Here is a 24,319-nt window from a genome sequence, read left to right as displayed (position 1 = left end):
TTAATTTCCCCTGTACATCTAAAAAAGATTAATCGCTAAGCATCAGATTTTATTAGAACATATAGAACTATACCAAGGTTCTATATCATTAGCTAAATGGGTTCAGATTTTTCTGAAAGTGAATTGCATTACCATCATCATCAAGAAAATTAAAGCTAAGTTTATATAAATTATCATTTTTATTAAGTTCACCAGCTATTTCATAACGTTTAGTTGAATACGGGTAGCACATCATGTCCATTTCTGATTGTATATATATTTTTTGAGAAGAACTTTCAATTTTTAAGTTGATCAATGAAGCATGATAAGGCGTGGGATTTTCACACTCGATATAATTTTTTTTATCTTGTTCAACGATTTTGAAATGTATTTTTTCTACAATCATTTCAGGCAACATTTTTGCGATCTGTTTAGGACGATAAAATAATTTAAGCTGAGTATTCATTGCTAAATTCATATACGCAGCTTGATCGCTATGGCGCTTAATCATTGGTATTTCATATAGATTTAACCAAAAAACAGTTTCTCTATCGTTTGGTAGAGCCTTGCCATTATATAAAATTCTAAGCCCGTGAATGTCATTTGATGCGAGTTTTACAAAAGGTGGTAATATTAGAAACGGCATATTATTAATATCAGGATCCCCTTCTCCTTGATCAACCCATGTTTGTAGAATAATAGGATAGTCATTAGTATTTGCTAACATTAGACTTTGTTCATGCTCACCGTCCTTAAAAACTACCCGTGTTTTAGCAGCCAATACCCCAGCTTGACATAGAAATGAATAAAACAAACAAATACATAATAGTGTAAATTTTGTTATTTTCATTACTGTACCTTAACTAATACATATGCTGTGGAATTAACTTTCCCAGCTTTAATTGGTTCAGTTCCAGGTAGTTTTTTTAAGATTGCGGTAAAATTATGTAGATAATGCGTATAGCCTGACTCTGTTGATGCCCCTGTTTGCGCTCCACTTAGTACAGGATACCAACCAGCAGCAGTACCCCCACCTGCTAAACCTGGCTGACCAACAAAATTCATATCTGTCCCAGTATTTGTGTTTTTTAAGAAAATTCCTACACCTTTTGCTGACTGTGCATCAGTATAATTATCTGAGAGTAAAGCAGTCACACCATTTTGGGCATTTACTAAACCTAATTGTTGTGCTGCTGCAAATGCACCATTTGAAGTCTGTATACCAATAGCAGTCTGATTACTTGCTGTACCTGAAGTAACTTGATTGGAACATTCAATAGATACATTAAAGTTCTCTTGTACAGATTGATTTGCACCAAGCGCTAGAGTATTAATCGTATTGAAAAAAACAATAGGAGTCGCATTTCGAGCAACACAAGTTGGCTGATTCGCAAGTGAGTTTCCAGAGCGCATTCCATAGCCTATCCCATTATTTACCCCCCAAAATCTATAATTTGTATTCGAATCTTCTCCAACATTATCACTGGTTAAACCCGGTCCTTTTAATTGAATATATGCATTAGGCTGTATACAGGTATATGAACCCACCGTGATTTGATTGTCTATACCAGTTCCACAATAAGCGCTACCTGAACCAGATTGAGGTGCTAAACGGCTAACTCTATAGAGTTCTGCATAAAGCGATGGGATATCTTGTAGTCTAATTCGTATTTTACTTCCGACAGTTTGATAATTTTTGACCGGCAAGGATTTCCAATAGCGAGTTAAAACTACCCCATCCATTGTTTGTTTAAGACCAACATACTTATAGTAAGTTGCATATACACTGGGAAGTCCATCATAGAGTCCACCCAAATCCCAATAGCCCCCTACTCGATCATCGCCATTTGTAGCAACCAAAAATTGGATATTCGGTAAATCTGTAAGGTCACACTCCCAAAATACTGTCGAGGCATTCGCTCCACCATAGGTATAACTTGTTGGAGGGACAACAGCACTCCCCATTAAACTCCCAACAGGTTGTAAATATAAACTTGTTAAGTTTACTTTTCCAAACACAATAGGTGCAGTAGTACCATCAGTTGCTAGAAAGTTTCCCACTTTTGTACAGTTAGCATGGGCAAAGATAGATAAAAAGAATCCCAATAAAATTAATATTTTGAATTGTATGCGGATCATTTCAACTCTCCAGATTTACACGTTTCTTCCAGACGAATAATCGTTTGTTTAAGAAGTTCATCATTCAACTGATAATGAACATCACATTTCTGATCTGATTCTTCGCCCCATTTGACAGTTAGAACCCCTTGCTTTGCTGGAGTACGAACATACATTTGACCACTTTGCCCCACCATTCCAATCACATTATTTTGCGAATCAATTACATCAGCACCTAAAGGAACAAATTCATCAGCATCCAATTTTGCTTGGATGAGTAATGGATAACCCATTCTGGTTTTAAACTTTACTTTTACCGCTGCACCAGCATAGGGAACAATACGTTGATCATTTGTTTCAATCTCAACACGATCAGAAATGCCTTTTGGTTCTAATGAAATATTGTTATAGCGATAAGGTGTAATTGCAGGAATAAGTGCATAGCCTTGATGATTAATTCGTGTACCTTGACCATTGAAGAGTCGTGCACCTTCAGCGCCTTTGGCTTCAACTAAAGCAAAAGTTTCACCAAGGTATGGACCAAATGTGATCCCTCCAGAATGCACCGCTAATGCGCCTTGCAGATTAGTTGAAACTTGCCAGTAGTTATCACTCATTGAAGCATTTAGACCTAAATTACTATTGTCTAGACGTTTATTGAGATTTGTATTCCAAGTCGTCACTTGCATATTTCGATCATGGCTGAGACCTACTGCATAATTCAGTGATTGATCCTGAGTTAAAGAACCAGACAATGTACTTTGATAAAACTCTTTAGCGTTTTCAGAATGTGAGTAAGCTAAATCTAAATTCGGTAAATTTGCTTTTTTGTATCGCCCTAAAGGAAAGCTCAAGGAAAGATTCACTGAGGTATCTTGACGATTATCAAGTAGCTTTGAATCTATTTCATCAAATCTATTGTTGATGATATTGTCATAAGCATAATGTTGTCGCATTACAGCCAGATTGAGCGTCAAACCATTTTGAAATGCTTTGCCGTATCCAATTTGTGCCTGCACATCATTATCACGACCATCACGGTAGTTTTGTGCTGACCCTGATAAAAATAATATCCCGTAATCACCAAGGCTTTGGTTCAGCGTAATTTCAAAACGGGAGCGTTGTTGGTAAGTCGATGACTCCCAACGATAACCATGTTTATAAGAATTCCTCAGCCCAATAACATCGCCTAGATCTCTATATCCTTCAGTTGAATAACGATAGCCTACTAAAGATACTGTCGTGCTGGTAGGCTGAAAAGTCTTACTATAGGTCAGGTTAGTCATCCAACCTGTTATTATATTTTCATCAGGTAAACTTGCTCTAGAGTAAGTTAAGTTAGCACCAAAAGCACCGATATGTGATGCATATGTTCCGCCTAAGAGGCCAGCTTGATAACCATCTGCTAGCCGTAATCCTGAATTTAAAGTGACGCTATTACTTATTCCTCGTTGATAAGTAAGATTAGAGAAAAAAGTGTCCTCTCCAATATCACGAGTTTTCCCTACATCTAAGTTATAACGTGAAGCACCTAAACGTAGAGACTCAGGTACAGCTGAAAATGGAACACTAAACTGAGAAATCGTTCCATCAGCTTCTCTAACTTTAACGATTAAATCACCATTAAAATTTGTAGGATATAAATCAGAAATTTTAAACGCGCCTGGCGCTACTGTTGTCTGATAAATTTCCTTTCCATTTTGCAATATAGAAACATTTGCATTGGTTTTAGCTATACCTTGAATCGTTGGTGCATAGCCTCGTAATGAATCAGGTAACATCCTTTCATCGGAACTAAGGCTCAATCCATTAAAACTTAACCCTGAGAAAAACTTTCCAGAACTATAGGTCTGCCCTAAAGTCAATACACCTTGAATAGGTTCTATAGGGCGAGAAATATAACTACGAATATTGGTCCATTTTGTCCCTATTTCTGGACTATAATTAATATTAGACTGTTGACGATATTGCCATTTTCCAATGTTTACACCACCATTTAATGATACATATGCAGCAGATTGAGTCTGCGAATGGTCGTGTAATTGATATGAAGTATGATAATAATTACCCAGATAATTGATAAAGCCAATACTTTCACCCGCATCCCATTGGGATGAATTAACATAACCCCGTGGAATATTATGCATATCATTTTGAGGGATACTAATATCAAGTCGAAGCTTTTCAAAATTAAAATCTATTGAGCTGGATTGAATATAATTTGATAAGAGAACACATTGATCTTGCTGTTTTTTAATATTTATCAAAATTTGCTCTGAAATTCCTAATTTTTCTATAGCAACTAAATCAAAACATGGAGAAATATTTTTTTGTTGGTCTTCTACAAACTTTAAATCCATACGTTCAATAATTTGCTTGTTAACAAAAACATCCACTTTGTAAAAGCCTGGCAATATATCTTCTTTTTCACTTAAACGTTCTAATAGCTTAATTTGATGATCAGATTGCCCACGGAATAATGCTTGATCAAATATATATTCACCATCGTTATTAACATGATCATTTGCATCGGCAGAATTATAACCACCAATCAAGTAACCTACTAAAAATATAGACAATAAGCTTCTACGGCCAAAATATTCAGCAAACATAATATTATACTCGCTTATTATTTATTCAGAGGAATCTCGTGGACGACTAAAGCACCATAATCATTAACAAGGGTAAGTTTAATTTTTGAATCTTTTAAACTATGCGTATTATTATTTATTACCCAATTAACTTTAGCTTTTGGAGCAATTAAGTCATTTTTTTTCACCACGATTTCGCTATTTCCAGCAACTAAACTTAATTCTTTAATATTCACATAATATTCAGATGAATTTTGAATGTTTAATTGCTTTTTTGTTCCATCATTTTCCAAGGCAAATTGAACTTTTTTATAAGCATCTGCTGTAGAACCTTTCAAATTTTTAGGGCGGTAAAAAACCTTGACACGATTCTTAAATACAATCATTAAACGGCTACTATCGCTGTCTTGTTTTTTTAGTGCAGGAAACTCAGAAAAATTCAAATAAAACAGTGACTCAACATCTTTTGAGACGTTTTCCTCACCCGTAAATATTAAGCGTACAGTTTGTCCAGTATTTGGATTTATCCGAAAAATCTGTGGACTAACAACAAAGGGAGCTTTGCTTTTTTCAAGAGTAGAATCTTCATCCCCTTCATCTAGCCAAATTTGTACAAGGTTTGGATATTGATCTTTATTTTGTAAGTAAATCGTTTTTTCATTTTGGCCATCAGGAAAAATTACACGTGTTCCTGTAAGAACTACACCTGAGAAGGCAGCGGACATTATGGTTAAGCCACCAATCAAGATATGACTTTTTATAATATTGACGATCCACCTACTCATTTTTACCACTCCAACCAAAAAATTGATTGATCTGCTACTTAAGTAGCAGATCAGATAAAACCTTATTGATAGCTTAAGGTGTATTCAACAACTGAGGTCACAGCACCTTGTGTTGCACCACCAGCTTCAGAAATATAACGCGCACCAAAATCATGGCTGGCACTTGTTGCACCATTGAGTAATTTCAGACCTTCAACAGCTGTTGGCCCATTTAGAACAACTGAAGTTGTTCCAGCAGCCTCTTTAGTCAACTGAATCGCAACATTAGTAGCAGGATTAACTGTTGCTACATTGCCTAAATTGCCACTCGTAGTTACTGAGTGACCTAAAAATTTTGTTTTAATATCAAGATCTGAGCTAGGTGCAGTACATCCAGTGACATTAATCGTAAAAGGTGTCAAACCTGCTGTGGCACCAGAAGAAGTTAGCGTATTTGCTGATACCGTAGGTAGTAAAACCACGCCATTGGTTCCACCATTGATTGAAGCTTGGCAAGTTTGATCTGTAACTTCCCCTTGAAATGTTACTGTAGGCGCAGCATTTGCAACGCCTGTAACCATAATGCTCATAGTTGCTATTGCTAGAAAACGATTTACTAATTTCATAAATACACCTTTAAATGATAAATAAAACCAAATGAAACTATGAGGATAATAATCTTTAAGCGATAAACAATTCTTTACATTTCACACAAATTACTTATACATTTAAAACAAATTTTCTTAAAAATTTAAATATAAATTTATTATTTTAAAAAATTATTTATTGAATTCAATTAGATAAATTTACTCATAACTCACAAGAAAAAGAGTGATAAGTTTAACAAAAATAATAAAATACCCAATACAAGACAAATTATTGAATTTTAATAATGACTTAAAGAAATAAAATGAAATCAATCATATTTATCAAGTTTATTTATCAAATAACTTGATAAATAAATATTTTTCAAACTAAAATAAAAACAATCAAACGCTAAAAAGGAAATAACCTGAATGAATTTTTATAAATGTATTGCTACAGCCTCAATAATCTTCGTATCAATTAACACTTCAAATGCTCAAAATTTTCAATCATGCGAATCAAAACAACAAGAAATCGAAAGTAAATTAAAAATTGCAATACAACATAATAATACATACGAAATAAATGGTCTTAAAAAAGCACTAAAAGAAAATCAGATACATTGCAATAATGTGACATTAAAGCAAAAAACAGACACTAAAATCAAAGAAAAAGAAATTAAAATACAAAAACTTAAATCAGAAATACAACTAGAGCAAAAATCTGGAAATTTAAATAAGATTAAAAAGAAAGAACGTAAAATTGAAGCCTTAGAAAATGAAATAAAAACATTAAAATCTCAATAATTAAAAAGGGAAATTCAGTTCCTTTGAACTGAATTTCCAATATACCTTAAATATTTTCCTTATCTAAACTCATTTTTAAAGTAAAATATAAATATTCATAATCTTTACTTTTCGCTTCTTTTAATACTTTTTTAATTTGTTCATCATTCCAACCTTGATATTTAACTCTCGTTAAGAAGATAGAAATGAGAATAAATGCATGATCACCTTTCCTTAGATAAGTTCGATTATATTTTCGTTTAACCTTTGTGCTTGATTTTGACAAAACAATAATTACTTAAAAAAACTGGACGTTAAAGTTTAAAATTATTGATTATTATTTTCTTTACATCTTAAACATTTTGTTTATCATATAAAACAAAAATGCTAAATAATCAGAAAAATTCTATAAATATAAATACCTTACATTAAAACCATTAATCATACTACCATTTCAAATTAAGTAATCAATTGTTTAACTTCCAAACATAAATAAATATAGATGCTTTAATTTAGCGTAATTAATTGTTTTTAAAAAATATTGATCATCTAATAATAAAAACGGAGTCCTACTAGATGAGCTTTAAATTCCAGTCCATGATCTCAAAATTCTCAATAGTGGTTTTGGACTTCCGTAGTAAATCTTGCCCCCCTTTCCTTCAAAAATAAGGGAAATAATCTTTTTCGGTATATTATTATTTTCATACTAACCTTTGATTTTAATTCCAATAATTTTCGATTCCATAAAAATGATTTTGACCATTTGCAAAGTGCGTAGAATGATAAATTTTATGATGGCAGAACCCGCTATATCTAGAGAATTGTAACTACGCCATTAATCAGTATAGACGATGCTATCAGATGTTATTTTATCTGTAATTACATAAGCATATAGTTCGTCTTGCTTCAAGTTGTCCTTTTAAATTTCGCACACCTTGTATATTTTTCTTAACTTCAGAGCGTAAAACAATAATCACTTTAGTTAAATAGAGATAACCCACCTCTTTTACGACACCCCCTATCTTCATCTTATCAATAGCACGAGCAGATCATGCCATTTTCTTTTTGTTGCTAATTTCCGCACTCATCTTCGGATTCCTTTTTGTGAATCAGCCTCAATTTGTTAAGATGGCGACCGAGAGAAACCAATTTGTTTCCTCACACATTGTTGACTCAATTTTGGCACTAATAAAAGTACACTAAAGCGATGCTTTTTCCTTTGCTTAGGTCAGATTTGCACAGAAGTTGTTAGAATTGGTTAGATAGCCAAACTTTCAAAATAAACTTATTTATTATTTAAATTTAGAGATTTAACATACATGAATAGCATGGAAACAATGGCTGACTTATCCTCCCACACCCCTATGATGCATAGATACTTTCATGTTGATTTATATATAATTTTATCAAAAAAATATTAAAACCTATACAACAACCTACACTTTTACAAAACCATTAAAATGGTAGATTCTAAAAAACCGCCACTTGAGATGAAGCATAAATCAAAAAATTAAACAAATAGTACACTCTTCTCCCCCCTAATTATCTGGTTATTAGGAAACTAAAGTCGGTTATATTTTCAACGTGATTGTATTTTTTCTTAACTTTTAAAACCAGCTATAGAATTATTGATATCTATTTAAGTTGATACATGAGCTTTGTAGAATTTACGCCATTAACGACGATATTCAGGCTGATATTTCTTACACTTCCAATCTCCTTCACATAAAAATTTCAAACCAGTAGAATCGACGATGAGTCGTTTACTACGCAAGGAAGCTCATCTCTGCTTTGTTTGAAGCTAATTGCAATATCAATATGCTTTTGTTTTTTATAGATGGTAGAAATAACCTAGTGCCGTCCAATCTAATCCCAAAGAAGAATTAAAATTTAAACAAATTCTGTGGTTACTCGTAAAGTTAACCAGAATAAAAATTTTACCATTGAACAGCACTGAATAGCTGTATCTGAGTAAGCTTGATTACGTCCTTGTTTATTTGTTGATTTTGCATACCACTGAGTAATGGAATCAAACCCAGTAGAGATATTTCCATGATTGATTACAACTTCGCAGTATACTGTTCTTGTAAGAACACCAATTGGTCTTACAATAGATTTTACATGCTGGCCTGAGAATTATATTGCTCAATCAAACCTTACGGATAATTTCGTGTAACAGAGCCTCTCCAATATATCATCATTAAGTGGCACTTATATATTTAGATAATCATTATTAAGTTATACTTTTAACAAAATCTTAGTCCGCCATAACAATTTCGAAACGCTGGAGGTAACTGAACAATATTTCCTTCTCTTGCGTTAGAATTTTCTACAATATTTCTTACAAAGCTACTAGTTTTATCAGTAATATCAAGTGTCAAAGCCTGTGACATATTCATTGACCATCCTCTTGTTGAAATGCTATCAGCACCCGGATATTTTATATCTTGAGCTGATAATGCCAATCCAAACGAACTTGAATCAATTTCTACTTGATGAAGATTTGCAAGGTTATAAGGTAATTTATAGCTATCAATATTTGCTACAGATGTGTTTAATCCTTGAGCCAGTTGATTTTTAACATAATCACCAACACCACCTTTCAATAATGGCATTAACAAATTTGCTACACCTGTACCAAATTGTCCTGTACAAGCACCAAAAATTCGAACACACGATCTTTCCACAACCATGCTATTTGTGATTTGGTTAACAGCATCACCAAGGCGAAGTCCTTCAATTTTAGCTTGGGTTACTCTATTTCCACTTAAGGTTACAGGAAGATTTGTTCTTGATACAGTGCCATAATTTACAGTTAAGTCTCTATAATCTACTTGACCTAGAACCCACAAGTTTACAAGGTTCGAGTCTTTCAATCCTAAAAAAGCGCTAGTATCCTTAAAACGCGCAACAGACTGACTAACTGGCGATACATCGGTTTCTCCTTGCATAGTCAAATTAGCTTTGCCATTTAAAAACCCACTATAACTATTTATATTCCCAATTGACAAAGGTCCTTTTAGATTTTCAGCACCAAGTTGTATACCTAGAATTTGCCTATTATTGGGATCTTTTGCATTTTTTATAGCAATTTGTAAATATGGATTCCTCAATTCGAAGCTTTTTAATTTTTTTTGATTACTAATAATATTATTATTATCATTCCCAATAAGTTGACCTAAATTTGTAGTAGGCAATGTTATACATTGACCAGAACTACCTTCAACACATCCAAAAGAAACATCAGCAAAATCTATATCACACCCATTTTCTCCATTAATGCCACCACACCCTAATTGTAATTTTTTAATATTCATATTAAGAGCTAAATCGGCTTCAAGTCCTAATTTATAGAAATTAAACCCTTGAATTTTATCATCCGTATTACTTAAGGTTAGCAAAGCCTGCCCATTAATAGATGACATCTCTTCATCAGTCAGAGTTTTTAAATTATCAGCAAATATTACTACTGAATTAAAACAAAGAAAAATACATAACAAATTTTTTTTCACGTAAACATCCTTGCAAAATTATAATATCAACATCAATTGAAAAACTCACTACGATTTCATTATAATTACTCAAATTAATATAAAAAACAAAAAGATATAATTTTCAGACAAATGGATAAAAAATAAAGTTACAATTATTTAACATTAAAATAATAAAAAATAAGTTACTGATATAAAATAATTTTATAAAAAACAATAAATAAAATATTCAAAATAATATTTATTAAATTTACTAGCAATAGCGATTAAATAAACCATTTAAAACACATTATAAATACTACACTCCAAAATAAAATAACCAATGGTTTAAAATTACACTTACTAGTAAAACATAAATTCCATAATTTCAATAACATTTAAAATAATTGAAATTATCAATCTACAAAAAAGCAAGTATTAACATTGTTGAAAATTTTCAATAACCTATCTCACAAATATTCATATATAAAAACAAATTATTACAAACACACTTTAATTTAAATTCACTCATTTAATTTTAAATTATTATCATATATTTATAAAAATCAACAATAGACCTCTTTCATAACTCACTTTTTACTCAGTTCCAAATTATAAATTCCTGCAATCAAATTGAACCTTAAGCCAAGTCTTTTCCCTCTATTTCGATAACGCTCTGCAAGGATTTTGAAAGTTTTTAATGTACCAAATACATGCTCAATCCCTATTCTTCTTTTATTAATTTCTCGATTATATGTTTTTAGCAAAGGATCTAATTCACAACGTTTTTTAGCCTTACATGGTAACAAGCTATTAGGATATATAGCATAATCTGCCAGAATTAATGAATTTGTTAGGACTAAATGCAGATTGCCTTTGAACAGTTCAAAGTCATGTACAGCGCCTTTGCTCATGCATAAACTTAATATTTGCTGAGTTTTACAGTGAAGGATTGCTTGTACCTTAAAGGTGTGAGCCTTTTTCTTACCACTATAGCTTTTCTTCTGTTTTTTTAGGTCTTTGAATTGGAATTTCAGTGGCATCTACGATCACAACATTCCAGTCTATACCTTCATCTTTGGGGATATCTTTGGGTAAATTAAACAAACCTGACTGGATTAAACTATCTTAAACATGACGAACAATTCTGGAAGCTGCTGGCTCTGATACACCGTAGCTTGCAGCAACATGAAATAAGGTTCGGTATTCTCTCCAATAGCTTAAGCAGAGTAATACTTGATCTTCAAGACAGAGTTTCGGTGGCCTGCCTTTAGAAGGAATTTGCATCTGCATTTGTTCAACCATTAGAGAAAATGTCGAACAAAAATATGCTTGTATAACGCTTAAACTGAGAATCAGAAAGCTTTTTTTGAATCGAGATATTTCATACACAGATTATGCTTGAAAATCTTAAATTTTGCAGGATGAATATTAAACAAAAAGATGAGCGTTTTTTGATTTATGAAAGAGGTTTAGTCTTTAATATTGTAATTTGAAAATATCTTTTATTCTTAGAAAAGCTTTTTCAAATGTCAAAGAACTGATTTAAAGACACAGTTTTTAGTACTAAGTTATGAATTTTAATTCATAACTTAGTTTATTTATCAAAACTAATAATAGAAATAAGACAAAATTATCAATAGTTTCAGTAATTAATTAATGCAGATTTTTCTTTGTTTAAATCGATTGATATGTTATATTATAACACCACATGATAACTTTCATAGTAAGTATTTTATGATTAATAGATAATTAGTAAAAATTTGACAAATTAATATTTAATTTAAATATCTAAATTATTATTTTAAGAAATTTAAATAAAAATAATAACAAATAATTTTTAATAAAATTCAATATACTTACTTTTTGAAATATATTAAAAATATTATTTCAACAAATCTAAGAATCTTATCGAACAAGATCAAAAATCGATTGATTTAAATCAATAAAATATACCTCACCTAAATTCAAAAAAAATATCATTTTCATTTTAAATTGAATTTCTAAAACCTCATACTTTACCGAACCACTAATAGACTCCACATTAATAATACAGTTATTAATATTTGGACTTAATTTATAATTATTTTTAGATTTTGATTGCAAAGTTATAAAATAAATAAGCTTAACAATAATATTTTTTTTAAGATCATTTTTTTTTCGCGCAATTGCAAATCTACTCGTTTTGTAATTACCAATATTACTGTCCACTTAATTTGCCTCTGATGTAATTTCAATAGATTTTTTTGAAATTAATCGTAAAATTACAGTTCTAGTAACAGAAAATTGTTTTGCAATTGAATAAACGCTCTGACCTTTCTTAAATAAAGCCATTGCTTCATCCTTCTGTTTATTATTAAGAATTTCGGGTCTACCAGCCCTTTTTAAATTCTTATTAGTCACTATTTTTCTTGATTCTTGTACCCTTTCTTCAAAATCAGAAGCCATTTTAAAAAAATGAATGAAAAGTTTTTTAATATCACCACTAATTTCATTTCCAGAAAATTCAAAACATATTAATCTAACTTTTTTTTTAAAAATCAGCTTTAAACTTGAATTTATTTCATTAAAATTACTCCCTAAAGAATCCAATCCACTTATAAATAAATAATCTCCATTTTCTATAGAGTGATTTATTAAATCTAGAAATTTATTTCTATACTTTAAAGAAACATCCTCTTTAACTTCTTCAAGAATCATTCTGCTTTCCGGTATCTTACAACCCACCATTGATAGAAACCTATTATAATCATCCTTCTCTTCAGAAAAAACATTGACACGAAAATATGTATAAACTCGCACTAAAATAACTCCTTATAAAATTTAATTATAATATTTTTTATACAAAAAAAACATATGTTTATTATTAAATATTGTTTTAAACACAATAAAATATATAATTTATTTTTTCAAATAAAACAATCAGCAAGATGAATAATCCTTATTTGAATATCCAGCCCACTTAAATAAAAAAAACACCAAAACAAACCACAATAAATCTCATTTTTAAATAATGTATCTATGGATCTAAAATCCGATAAATGGTAATTTTATTAGATATAAATTTATTTTTTATTATTTGATGAAATCATAATGCCGTCTGAGTGATCATTATAATTTCATCATCAGCATTTCTAAAATTCAACTTGTACTGTCACAGTATCACTATATTTACCAGCAGGTAAATTATCTAAATTATTTTCAAGGATTTTTGTTGTGAAGGTATAACCCTGTTGAGTTATCGCATCATAATTACCAGCATTTGTGGTCGCATTAGCACTTGACCATCGCTCACTCCCATTACTGCCCCAACGTTCAGTACTTGAATTTTTATAAATTTCATATCTTAAATAATTATTTCCTAATTCAGATTTCATAGCACGTGCAGGAAGACTCCCTTGAGGATTTAGACCATTATTCAACCCCACGTTATAAGATGTTTTGGCAGAACAACGTATGCCCATGGAAGTTTGCACAGGTACAAAGGCATCCGCAAAAGCAGCAGTTCCCAAATTCACATCATTGGTCGAAATACGGCAATCGGGCAAAACTGTTAAACTCAAGTTTAATGATGCATCACTCCCTCCCCCCCAACTAAAGCCAAGCCCAAGGAATCCACGACTAAAATTATGACTTTGAAAAAAGCTTCCAAATCCTATGAAAGCAACTTGTGGCACAGAATAATACCATTTGACTTTAAATGGTGTTTCAGCTCGGTAGATCCCAGGGGATACAGCATGGCCTGAATTAATTTTGGCATAGAAGGGAAGTGAACCATTAGGACCACTAAAAAAATTAACGATTGTAAAACTACTCATGTCCCTTTCTTGCCCCAAAGTGATTGGATTATTGTTAGTATCTAAATAATTCACTATAAGACGCTCACCAGTTACACTATTTATATAGTTTACTGGCATTTGATCCACTCGATATTTTAAGTAAGTCATATTTGCAAAAGCCAAACTAAACCCACTACAATTTAAGCCTGCACTAAACTGATTAGATGCTATTCCAGTTTCTGCTAACATGATTGAAGGAATTGTACCAATCGAAACATTACCACTTGAGCTAACGTTACAATCAGCATAACTGTGGACTGTAATCAACATCAACCCAGTGTATAATAAACTTACAGGTATTATTTTTTTTAACGTAATCATGGCTTAACCACCTCATGACAAACAACTGATTTAATCACAACAATCTGTTGCTGCGCTTGTTTTAAATCCAATGGAAAGCTCGCCTCACATATGCGCTGATCCGGCAGTTGAACTCTTATGCTGTTTTCTGCACCCAGATCTTCAAGATAAGCTATCCCATCCATTCCCACATAACTCGATGCTTGATCTGCACGATGTACCATTGCACCCACCGGAATGGGCTGCCCATTGCTTTGCAATAAAGACACATTTGCCGCATAAGACTGTTTGATTGGGAATCCAATCACAACACCTGAGCCTCGTTTTGCCGCAATCCGATTTTCAACTTGAGTTGCATTAAAGTTGGAAGGTAAATCTATTGGGTTAATACTGTATTTAGCCGCATAATAAGGCGTCACTGATGGCACGAAAATATAACCTTTCGAGTTACTATGACCAATCAGACTATTTTCATAATGTACTGGAACATCTGCAATCTTGTTAGTATCAATCAGGGCAAAAGATTCACCCAATCGATTGGCAGCGAAGACATTACCTGACATCAGCACCACCGAACCTGACAGTCCAAACCAATAGTTGTAATCATTGCTACCCGACATGCCGACATCGGTATTAAAATATGAGTTACGGTAACTGACGCGTGCCTGATTAAAATCATCACTGTTTTCATTAAAACGTCGAGTTAAATCAACACCAACACCACCTGCCAACGGTGTACTACGGTTATAGTTAACATAACCATAATCGCCACTGGATTGTTGGCTATAGCCTAGACTGGCAGTGGATCTGCTCTTGGAAAATGGAACCGACAACTGAAATGCAGCACTCCAGTCTTTTTCCACAAAATCTCGATTAGCGCTTAAAGACACCGTCGCACCATGCATATAGGAAGGTAGTATTGGCGCCCAAGACAAGTTCATCAGTTTATTTTTAATGTCTCGGTTCTGGGTCTGGATATAGGCCACACCAAAAGTACCCGACTTCTCAGTGGCAAAATAGGTATTTGCAACCCAACTTTTCTGACTATTGGCTGAAATCAAATCGCTATATTGTAAGCGTGAAAGATCATAATAATCCTGATCGCGTTGGGTATGATTGAGACTAAACCCAAAACGTTGCTGGCTATAGCTATAGCCTAAAGTATATTGATTTCCCTTAAGGTTTTTACCACCAATATCGTTCTGATTATTAAATTGATTAAGCTCCCCATCAGTCCAGCTCTGGGTTGCCGAACCACTAACAACACCAAACTGATTCAGCTTGAGCACTGAACCCAGTCCAGCCAACTGAATTGAATCTGAAAGTTCAACCCGCCCTTCAGCGGTGAGCCAATCGTTAATCCCATAACGTGCATCCGCTGAACCAGCAAACTTACCATATGAAAAGTTTTTGATTCCATAATCTTCACGGATTTGCCCCATCGATACGGAATAATCCAATAATCCAGGTTTAAGCAAAGTATTCGAAATATAAAATGGCACTGAGGTGGCCACCTGACGACCCACGCTATCCGTGGTAACAATCACCGCCTCGCCTTTACCATTGATAAACGGAACATTATTGAGAATAAAGGGACCGGACTGTACATCGGTTGAATTGGCTTTCTGTCCATTGATCAGCAAATCCACTGTACTGGGTAAGGCTGCCTGCCCCTTAAATTGTGGTAAAGGATAAGTAATCAAATCTGGACGAGTACCAAAATTACGCTGTAGCTGTAATCCACCTAAACGGACTGAACTTCCCCATGCGTTTTTACTTCCCGTAATCACATCGCCTGCTAAAAATGAGAGTACCCTGACTGGATCATCATATTGCCAAGTGGTGTCATAGCGACGGTAGCCATCATTATTTTGATTTGAGTCTTTTCCAACAGATTTAAAATCTGTTTTGCTATAAACCCCAGAATTTCTTAGTACCCCATAAGGTGAAAAAAACCGTTGTTCTGTAAATAGCGTACTGCTATAACCGCCACTCTCTGGCCGATAGGTATAAAAGTCATAGTTATTTAATAAGCCGATACCCGACTGAGCTGTTTCAGGTTGATACCAAGAGTCCAAGCCTCGTATCTGCACTGGCATCCAGCTGGCTGGTAGATCCAAACTAAAATACTGCTGTGCTGAATTGTAGGCATACTTCAATTCTGGGATCTGATTGAGGCTGACCCAATCCAAGGCTTGACCTGAAAACCCCAATGTAAACACATCCAGATCGGTCAGGTTTTTTTCGGTCTGTTGCTGAAGTACATCCGCAGGCAGCTTGATCTGTAGCTCATCCAATTTAGACTGCTGGATAAAATAGTGATCACCTTTGACTATGATGGGAACAACCCGCTGTGTCGAGTATTGATTGATCACCAAATCCAAATAGAGCTTAAATAACCCATTGACTTCTGAAACATCTCTTGGTGGTGGAGGTAAGCCATTTGCATACACATTGCAACTCAACATAGGTATATTCGAGATCAATATAAAGGTCAGGCTTTTGCATAAAAAAGAAGGTGAATTTAAACCAGATAAATAACCCATTATCCCCCTCCTTGTTTTTTAATCTCAATCAATTCCTGTTGTACCCCTGAACTGTCGATTCCATACAAGCTCGTTTGACCACTCAGGCTGTTGAGTATCTTGCTGTCCAGATCAAACTTCATGGTGCTGTTTGCCAACACATAACCAAAGGCAGTTTTTCCAAAAGCCATCTGCTCTGAAGTTGGAGTCAATTTAATTCCTGAAAGTCGTGAAAATTTTGAACCCGTATTTTGGATATAAAGTTCGGGTTTGCCCTGTTCATTATTTTTGACCCACCAGCTTAATATCGGTTTAGCCAAAGGGTTTTTCGCATTGGTTTTTTGTGAAACCTCAGTCAAGCCACTGCCAAGCCCTTTACCATAGCTAAACAAGGGAATGGAATAACGCATCTGAAAACTGACTGTAGAAGCTTCTTTATCGTTTTCCGGATTGAGCTTGATTGGTAATTCATCGACAATAATCCGATAGGCAAGTTCTTTTGTATCAGGTACAGAGGTTGCCCGAGTCAAACGCAACATATGCTTTTCACCAGCCTTGATCTTCGCCACCGGCGGACTTGGGATAATCTCTGTTTGCTCTTCATAAGCATCTTGCTGATGATTCTGATCCCACTTAAACACTCGGATCTGCACCATAGCATCAGAGCTACCTGTATTTTGTAGCCATACCGCAGTGGCCTTTTCATTTTCTTCAATTTTGGGGTAAATTGGCCAGATTAAAAAAGTAGCCTGTGCGAATACGGGTGAGGTAACCATCAATATTGTGGCTGCAGAAAAAGTCCTGCCCGACCATATTTTCATTTTATTTAAACTCATAGAATCACCATGTAATCGTAATTGCGACCGTATCTTTATAAAGGCCTGCTGATCGTGGTTGATTGTTATTATTCAAATCTGCAACACCATAAACTGAAAAACCCAGTAGGGTATTCGATGTAGTGGTTGGCGTCAGTGAGTAACTATTCCCACTGGCATATTCATTCTGCAAATTACTGTTCTGATAAAGCTGATAGGTCACAAATTCATTCTGTTGCGCATGTTTCATCCGTCGAGAATTATTTGAGAAGTGATCTCCACCATTCAACATGACCTTTACTGGTAACCGTGCAGTGCACTGGATATTCCAGCTTTGTGCAGTATTGATCTGTTCCCCAGTTAACTTTCCCTGTCCCACAACAGGATGACGACCAAAATCAAGTCGTTGCTCAACATTGCTGAGTTTGCAGCCATTTTCAATGGTCGCCTGCACTCTAAAACTTGCTGTTGTTTCAGCAAATACGCATGGCCCAGCCAGCATAAGTAGAACACTTAAACCTATTTTTTTCATGATTTTGTTCTTTAAAATTCAATGGTTATTGGAATAGTGTCGGTATATTGCCCAAGAGACACTGACCTACCATTATTAACAGTTTGACCGATGAGATTAAGCGTCTGTGGCTGACCATTGTTGGTCAAAGTGATGGTTTGATTCGGTCTTAATGCTTCCCGAGCAGTTCCATATAAGATGTTGTAGGCAAGGAAATCGGTACCATTACTGATAGCACGGAAATAATTTGCACTGAAAGATGCTGGAACCTTGCTGTCATTCTGTCCCGCACCAAAAGTAACTTTTATCGGAGAATTGCCAGGGCATTGAATGGTCAAACCCGATGCGGAAGCATTGCTTAAGCTCGTCTCAATCACACGATTAAATGCAGCGGTAGTTTCTCCGAAATTCAGTTGACCGAAATTCAAGCCAGTTGTTCCATTATTTACAGACTGATTGTTAATCTGGCATGAAGGCTCTAATTCAAGTTGAACATTTAACTTAGCGGCTAACTGCCCAGCGCTGCTGAGTGACGAAACAATACTACACACCAGTAATCCCACACATTGTTTAAGTATCAGGCGCATACGTTCCTCCTTAAAACAGGTTTGTTATACAACAAACCTGTTCACTGTTACGTATACTGATTAGAAATTAACTGTTACCAACAAAGTGTCTGTATAATCACCTTGTGCTTTTGCAGTACCGCTATTTGCAGCAATTGCACCAAAAATTGGAACTTCTTGAGATTCACCACTCGCAGCAGTGAAAGCCTGATTTGTATTTATTAAATATGGGTTGGTACGTGCTGCATCACGGAAGACGTTATAGCTAACTACATCTGTAGCAGTGGCATGTTTAAGACTACGATCAGCGCGCTGACCACCATCAATTGCAACAGTAAATCCAACAGGATCTGCACTGTCACATTTTACAGTCAGGTGATTACCTGTACCTGCTGAAGCAACCTGAGCCGTTAAAACGTTAGTCCAAGTACCAGAAGTTTTACCAAAATCCAAGCTACCAAATTGGTTCATAGCTCCAGCGACTTCAGAACCTTCAACAGAACAACCCGTCGAAACATTGAGTTTTACATCAACTTGACCAGTAACAGCAGCTTGTGCAGTTGCGATATATCCTGTGCCTAACAATACAGTTAGCGTCAATTTTGTAAAAATATTCATATTATTTCCAGTGATATGCATTATTCATTAACTTTCACACAAATAAGTGTGAAAGAGAACACATAATCACATATGCTCAATAAGCGTTCAATAAATATAGAACCAATCATTTAAATATCTACTTACAATATTGTTTTTATTAAAAAAATAATAATAAAAATATAATTAAAACACAGTATGTTTTAATTATATTTAAATATATAATAAGATCTTCAGATCAACATAAGTATTATATTAATTCTTAGTAGTCCTAAAAAATATTATCTTCTCACTCCTGAGTTAAAAACTTTAAACAAGTGGAAACGAGCCTTTTCGTGTAGTATAAACTAAATAAATAAGCTCTTTTTAGGCTTCCATTTAAAAATGACTCTAAATATTTATCTAACTTAAGTCATTACTTATAATTGATTCTGGTAAATTAGAAAGCTCCAACCCCTCTCATGTTGTTAAATAAAAATATTTCAAATAAAACATTATTAATTGCATTTTATATAATTAAAACACAATAAAATACATTAAAATAAACATTGAAAAACCTCAAAGAAAAACATATTATAGTGATAGGATATCTTAAAATTCATATAGTTTTCTTAATAATTTTAATTATTATTGAAATCTAGACTTTCTAAGCAAGGTGTTTAAAATATGAATAAAAAATATAGTAAATTTTTTTCATCAACATCAGATTTTAATTTAATAAATTCACCATATTACTGGATTACACAAACTCATAATCAATATGTTAAAAATGTTGACAATGCATTAAAAATATACGGCTTAGATAATTCACGACGTCAAATTTTACTCGCTTTAAAAAGTAAAAATAAGGCTTCAATATCAGACTTATCTAAGATAATAACTTGCAAAATATCGACAACTACTAAAATTGTGCATCGATTAAGAGATGAGGGATACATTGGTACTTATTCATGCACTCTTGACGCTAGGTTTACTCGGGTAATATTGACATATAAAGGTGAGCGTGCAATTCAAAGTATAAATGAAATTAGTAATGCTGTTTTGGCTGAATCTTTTAATGGCCTTCCTCCTTTACAAGTTGAAAAATTGTTAAACACCCTGCAGCATATTTTTAAAAACCTTTCCGACACACATTAAATTTTAATAATTATAGATGTATTCTAAAATAATTTATTCTATTCAAATAAAATTCTTGATCGAGTGGATTATATAAAACGTCGTCCAATGATGTGTACTGAATTTAAAGAGGTTTACTTGTCTCATATTTTAGAGTCTTTAAAATTTTATATTTTTTATTATAGTTATTTAAAACAAAAAACCAGCCAATTTCTTGTAACTGGTTTTTATACACAATATTAGGATACTTGCGGTACGCCTAGCCATGTGAAGGTATTTGGTACATCTGTAAGTTGTATGGTTCTTTTGATATTTAGATCTTTTAAATCTAATTCAACAATCGTTCTTGCATGAGTATCATTCACAAACACAATCCCTGATGTCCCAGCTACAACCAAGCGACTTTTAGCAAGCTCAGTATTAGATATACTATTTATTACTTTAATATGTCCAACACGACGCCAAGTTTGAGTATCAATCACATGCACCACACCCACACTATCTAAAATAGCAAGGTAATGACCTGATAAATCAACCACTTGTTGCAACCGTTTGACGGGAGTATTTCCATCTGTCTCTTTTGTAGAAGATGACCAATCTAAACTTACAGCGTTTAAATTCTTAGGATCAACAACAAATAAAGCATGTGTTCCTGTCGCAAATGCTGCAAATTTTTCTAATTTTTCATGGCCTATAACGGTAGTAATTCGTTGGTCAATAAAAACTTTTTTATCAGTAAATTGACTCCCTTTTTGCTCAACTACCAAGACACCATCTTCACAACCAAATGCAGCATATTGCTGAATTGAAGATGCACCATGCAGTCGATTACACCCATTGACTAAAGTTTGCTCTTCATGAAAATGATCTCCATGTATTTCGTAACTTTTCACCTTACTTAAAATATTTTCATTATTTGGTAAATACGTACTTAGCACATATTCTCCTCGAGGTTCGGCTACACCATGATGTTTTTTTGGTAACTTGTGGCTAGATATTGCCTGTTTCTCAATTCCTAAATCATTAAATATATCGAATCTAGAAACTTCAGTATCACTCCCGTCATAAAACAGTGCAGCTAAACCGTTAAAACTACGATAGTGGGCTGGTGTAGCCCCTTTAAGCTGAAATGCCAATAGATGAGGTAAATTGTTCTGTATGCTATTATTTTTATTAAATATACCACTATCAGCAAACTGAACTACACCATCATTTCGACTTAACATCACCGCATAACGAAATTGTGGACTACTGTACATAGTTGAAGGCGCATAATTCAAACTTATCGTATTAATAACTTTCTGATTCTTTAAATCAAAAGTTGATAATAATGGACGTACAGTATCAGCGTTGGCGATTAGTAAGCGTCCTTCATTACTTTGTTTTACTTCTTGAGGTTTTGAAGTTACTTCAGTTGAAGATTTAGCTGAGTCATCTCCTCCGCACGCTGATAAAAATACACTAATCAATAAGGCACTCAGTTGATAATTTTTTTTTATGACTTTCACATTAGGTCCTCTAATTGGGCTGCTTCCAAAACACAATTACGTTATAACATAACATTTAATTCATATTCAATCTTTTTAGCAGTCAAATTAGGTTTTAAAAGGTGTAAGAGATGTTAAAAAATTGGTATTGATTAAAAAATATTTTATAGATTCGTTTGAAACAGACAAATTAAACAAGGTTTATCATAAAAAAATCCCAAACCCTTGGGGAAGAGAATGGGATACGGTATGACACTTTTACATGTTGACCAAAATCAATAGTCTGTATCAATAAAAATATAAGCTAATATAAATAAATCATTTATTTTTGACTCGTTCCCTAACTATTAAATTCATTATCATAATGTTTTAAAAAACAACGTTTTCAACTCTTAAACCTTTATATTCAAAAAAATGATGTCACTAAATTTCAAATGTCTTCCGTCATTATTCTATCCGCATAGAAATTGCTTTCCCTATACCCTTCCACAAACAAATTTTAACGTCATATTAATCAGGACTAGAAAATAAACTATATCCGAAAAAATAATTAAAAAAATGTTCACGTGAAACATATTCATTCCCAACATAGAAAATTATTACTATCTTCATTCTCTATATAAAATACCACTTCTAAAATTTTCATTATTAATATTAATGTCTATCATCAAAATATTAACATACTGAAGTTTCAACAATTCAATATAAACGTACAGTTTTACTAACACAACATAATGCATAATAAGTAACACTAATTACTTACTATTGCAAATTTACCTATATAAAAACCACATTTAAATACACATATACCAGTAGAATTATAAAAAAACTTAAATTTATTTTTGGTTTTAAACTTTTTACTCAAAAATTTAAGTTATGAGGTCCAACAATTTTATTTGATAACTTTTGAATAATATCTATAAACAGTTTCTACATCATTATGGCTTTGTTGCATAAAGGCTTGAAAGGCAGAGCCTCCCTAAGTGAGCCAAATTTAAGTGGCAACTTGGGTATGAGGGCGACCTAATTCTGTGAATTTATTTAATACTGCTACACGTGCATGAATCTCGTTCACCTGACTAGGGAAACTCCTTGATGTTAATTTATCGCCTAATAATTTGATGCAATGCATCTTGGTTTCAACCAAACTTCGGCGATGATAGCCAGACCAGTTTTTCCATAGTGTCCTACCTAAAAGTTTAACTGTTTGAAGTAATTCATTTCGCTCTTGCGAATGAACTTTTTTATCTTTCCAAGGTTTAGCATTTTTTCTGGGTGGGATTACTGCATGAGCTTGCCGATCGGAAATCATTTCTCGAAATTGTTTCGTATCATAAGCTCCATCAGTATAAACGGAATCAAGTGGTTCAGCTGGTGGAATCTGATTAAGTAAATGACCGAGTACCTGAGAATCACTGATGTTGTTTGTAGTGAGCTGAACTGCACGTATTTGCAGGGTTTCAGCATCGATACCAATATGTAATTTACGCCATTGTCGACGATATTCAGGCTGATGTTTCTTACGTTTCCACTCACCTTCACCTAAAAATTTCAAACCAGTAGAGTCAATCAGTAGATGGAGTCCACCACTACTTCTTTGATAGCAAATCGAAATATCAATATGCTTTTGTCTTCTACAAAGGGTGGAGTAATCTGGTGCTGCCCAATCCAAGCCAAAAAGTTGAATGAGACTTTGAACAAAGCCAGTGACCATACGTAAAGACAGACGGAATAAGGATTTAATCATTAAACAACATTGGATTGCTGTATCTGAATAGGTTTGATTTCGACCTTGTTTGCCATGCGGTTGTTCATACCACTGAGTATTTGGATCAAACCAAATGGCAATATTTCCACGATTAATGAGAGCTCGGTTGTATGAAGACCAATTAAGAGTACGGTAAATTTTAGGGCGAGGCTTATTCATTTGAAAATTATAGTGTGGAATCAGCCTTTAGAGATAGGTTTGTGCAACAAAGCCACTAAATAGAGAGAATGTACTGTATCAAATGAATGAAAGAGCAATTTAGAAAATGAAAATTCATTCTAATTCATATCTTTTATAATATTCTATATCGATCTACTCAAATAAAACAACCCTCAGAAAAATCTGAGGCTATCTTGGGTTGCCATTGTAATAATCATTTTAATTTAAAACTTTTCTAACATTGCATTACTAACTTTATAAAAACTGTATTCACTAGCGACTATAAATAGATCATAATTAAAACCATAAAAAAGAACTTATATTTTAATTTAAATATTTATAAG

The 24,319-nt window shown here is 33.4% G+C and carries 20 protein-coding genes and 2 pseudogenes; 2 read left to right on the top strand and 20 right to left on the bottom strand.

All coding sequences use genetic code 11. The features are described from left to right. Positions 1-88: 88 nt before the first annotated feature. The 5 genes from FHR28_RS21495 to FHR28_RS21475 all read right to left on the bottom strand — a co-directional run bounded on the left by FHR28_RS21495 (position 89) and on the right by FHR28_RS21475 (position 6,078). Positions 89-829 (bottom strand): molecular chaperone, encoded by a 741-nt coding sequence (locus tag FHR28_RS21495; protein WP_056515333.1) that lies wholly within the window; start codon positions 827-829, stop codon positions 89-91. Next, complete coding sequence (locus FHR28_RS21490) at positions 829-2,118, bottom strand: fimbrial protein (protein WP_166783537.1); 1,290 nt, start codon at positions 2,116-2,118, stop codon at positions 829-831. The genes FHR28_RS21495 and FHR28_RS21490 overlap by 1 nt, the downstream gene beginning before the upstream one ends. Continuing rightward, positions 2,115-4,709, bottom strand: a complete 2,595-nt coding sequence (locus tag FHR28_RS21485; RefSeq protein ID WP_166783536.1) for a fimbria/pilus outer membrane usher protein — start codon at positions 4,707-4,709, stop codon at positions 2,115-2,117. Before FHR28_RS21485 ends, FHR28_RS21490 begins: the two co-directional genes overlap by 4 nt. 17 nt (positions 4,710-4,726) lie before the next feature. Continuing rightward, positions 4,727-5,473: a molecular chaperone gene (locus FHR28_RS21480; protein ID WP_056515329.1), complete on the bottom strand. Its 747-nt coding sequence runs from the start codon at positions 5,471-5,473 to the stop codon at positions 4,727-4,729. A gap of 62 nt (positions 5,474-5,535) precedes the next feature. Further along, positions 5,536-6,078, bottom strand: coding sequence for a fimbrial protein (locus tag FHR28_RS21475; protein ID WP_056515326.1), 543 nt, complete (start codon positions 6,076-6,078; stop codon positions 5,536-5,538). Between the two features lie 390 nt (positions 6,079-6,468). Between FHR28_RS21475 and FHR28_RS21470 the strand changes: the two genes are divergently transcribed. Further along, positions 6,469-6,843 carry a DUF1090 family protein gene (locus FHR28_RS21470; protein WP_004721683.1) on the top strand — a complete coding sequence of 125 codons (375 nt, stop codon included), beginning with the start codon at positions 6,469-6,471 and terminating at the stop codon, positions 6,841-6,843. Between the two features lie 562 nt (positions 6,844-7,405). Here the strand turns inward: FHR28_RS21470 and FHR28_RS22185 are convergent. From FHR28_RS22185 to FHR28_RS21410, 13 genes and pseudogenes are all read right to left on the bottom strand, one after another. Continuing rightward, a pseudogene (locus FHR28_RS22185) lies at positions 7,406-7,705 on the bottom strand (IS1595 family transposase); the annotation flags it as partial. A 795-nt stretch (positions 7,706-8,500) separates the two neighbouring features. Then, positions 8,501-8,959: pseudogene (locus FHR28_RS21995) on the bottom strand (transposase); the annotation flags it as partial. 109 nt (positions 8,960-9,068) lie between these two features. Beyond that, a complete protein-coding gene (locus FHR28_RS21460) occupies positions 9,069-10,334 on the bottom strand; it encodes a hypothetical protein (RefSeq protein ID WP_216076345.1) in 1,266 nt (421 codons plus the stop codon). A gap of 548 nt (positions 10,335-10,882) precedes the next feature. Further along, on the bottom strand, positions 10,883-11,335 hold the full coding sequence (locus FHR28_RS21455) for a transposase family protein (protein WP_166783535.1): 453 nt from the start codon (positions 11,333-11,335) through the stop codon (positions 10,883-10,885). A gap of 85 nt (positions 11,336-11,420) precedes the next feature. Further along, the gene (locus FHR28_RS22180) at positions 11,421-11,579 is read right to left on the bottom strand and encodes a helix-turn-helix domain-containing protein (protein WP_228722135.1); all 159 of its coding nucleotides are present in this window, start codon (positions 11,577-11,579) and stop codon (positions 11,421-11,423) included. Positions 11,580-12,200: 621 nt separating this feature from the next. Next, the gene (locus FHR28_RS21445) at positions 12,201-12,503 is read right to left on the bottom strand and encodes a hypothetical protein (protein WP_166783534.1); all 303 of its coding nucleotides are present in this window, start codon (positions 12,501-12,503) and stop codon (positions 12,201-12,203) included. Beyond that, complete coding sequence (locus tag FHR28_RS21440; protein WP_166783533.1) at positions 12,504-13,094, bottom strand: helix-turn-helix domain-containing protein; 591 nt, start codon at positions 13,092-13,094, stop codon at positions 12,504-12,506. A 332-nt stretch (positions 13,095-13,426) separates the two neighbouring features. Further along, complete coding sequence (locus FHR28_RS21435) at positions 13,427-14,452, bottom strand: spore coat U domain-containing protein (protein ID WP_166783532.1); 1,026 nt, start codon at positions 14,450-14,452, stop codon at positions 13,427-13,429. After that, a complete protein-coding gene (locus FHR28_RS21430) occupies positions 14,449-16,977 on the bottom strand; it encodes a fimbria/pilus outer membrane usher protein (RefSeq protein WP_166783531.1) in 2,529 nt (842 codons plus the stop codon). Before FHR28_RS21430 ends, FHR28_RS21435 begins: the two co-directional genes overlap by 4 nt. Further along, on the bottom strand, positions 16,977-17,777 hold the full coding sequence (locus FHR28_RS21425; RefSeq protein WP_166783602.1) for a molecular chaperone: 801 nt from the start codon (positions 17,775-17,777) through the stop codon (positions 16,977-16,979). Before FHR28_RS21425 ends, FHR28_RS21430 begins: the two co-directional genes overlap by 1 nt. Before the next feature lie 19 nt (positions 17,778-17,796). Then, positions 17,797-18,303, bottom strand: coding sequence for a spore coat U domain-containing protein (locus tag FHR28_RS21420; RefSeq protein WP_166783530.1), 507 nt, complete (start codon positions 18,301-18,303; stop codon positions 17,797-17,799). 11 nt (positions 18,304-18,314) lie between these two features. Further along, on the bottom strand, positions 18,315-18,869 hold the full coding sequence (locus FHR28_RS21415) for a spore coat protein U domain-containing protein (protein WP_166783529.1): 555 nt from the start codon (positions 18,867-18,869) through the stop codon (positions 18,315-18,317). 60 nt (positions 18,870-18,929) lie between these two features. Further along, positions 18,930-19,466, bottom strand: coding sequence for a spore coat U domain-containing protein (locus FHR28_RS21410; RefSeq protein WP_166783528.1), 537 nt, complete (start codon positions 19,464-19,466; stop codon positions 18,930-18,932). A gap of 645 nt (positions 19,467-20,111) precedes the next feature. Here FHR28_RS21410 and FHR28_RS21405 point away from each other — a divergent pair. Continuing rightward, the gene (locus FHR28_RS21405) at positions 20,112-20,582 is read left to right on the top strand and encodes a MarR family winged helix-turn-helix transcriptional regulator (RefSeq protein ID WP_166783527.1); all 471 of its coding nucleotides are present in this window, start codon (positions 20,112-20,114) and stop codon (positions 20,580-20,582) included. A gap of 218 nt (positions 20,583-20,800) precedes the next feature. On the opposite strand, the gene FHR28_RS21400 is transcribed toward FHR28_RS21405, so the two are convergent. Together FHR28_RS21400 and FHR28_RS21395 are read right to left on the bottom strand one after the other, a co-directional pair. Next, positions 20,801-22,069 carry a hypothetical protein gene (locus FHR28_RS21400; RefSeq protein WP_166783526.1) on the bottom strand — a complete coding sequence of 423 codons (1,269 nt, stop codon included), beginning with the start codon at positions 22,067-22,069 and terminating at the stop codon, positions 20,801-20,803. Between the two features lie 973 nt (positions 22,070-23,042). Continuing rightward, positions 23,043-23,975, bottom strand: coding sequence for an IS5 family transposase (locus FHR28_RS21395; protein WP_166783525.1), 933 nt, complete (start codon positions 23,973-23,975; stop codon positions 23,043-23,045). Positions 23,976-24,319: the final 344 nt, after the last annotated feature.

The sequence above is a fragment of the Acinetobacter sp. BIGb0196 genome, assembly GCF_011759595.1.
GTDB classification, from domain to species: Bacteria; Pseudomonadota; Gammaproteobacteria; order Pseudomonadales; family Moraxellaceae; genus Acinetobacter; species Acinetobacter guillouiae.
This window is presented reverse-complemented; position numbering and strand designations above follow the sequence as displayed.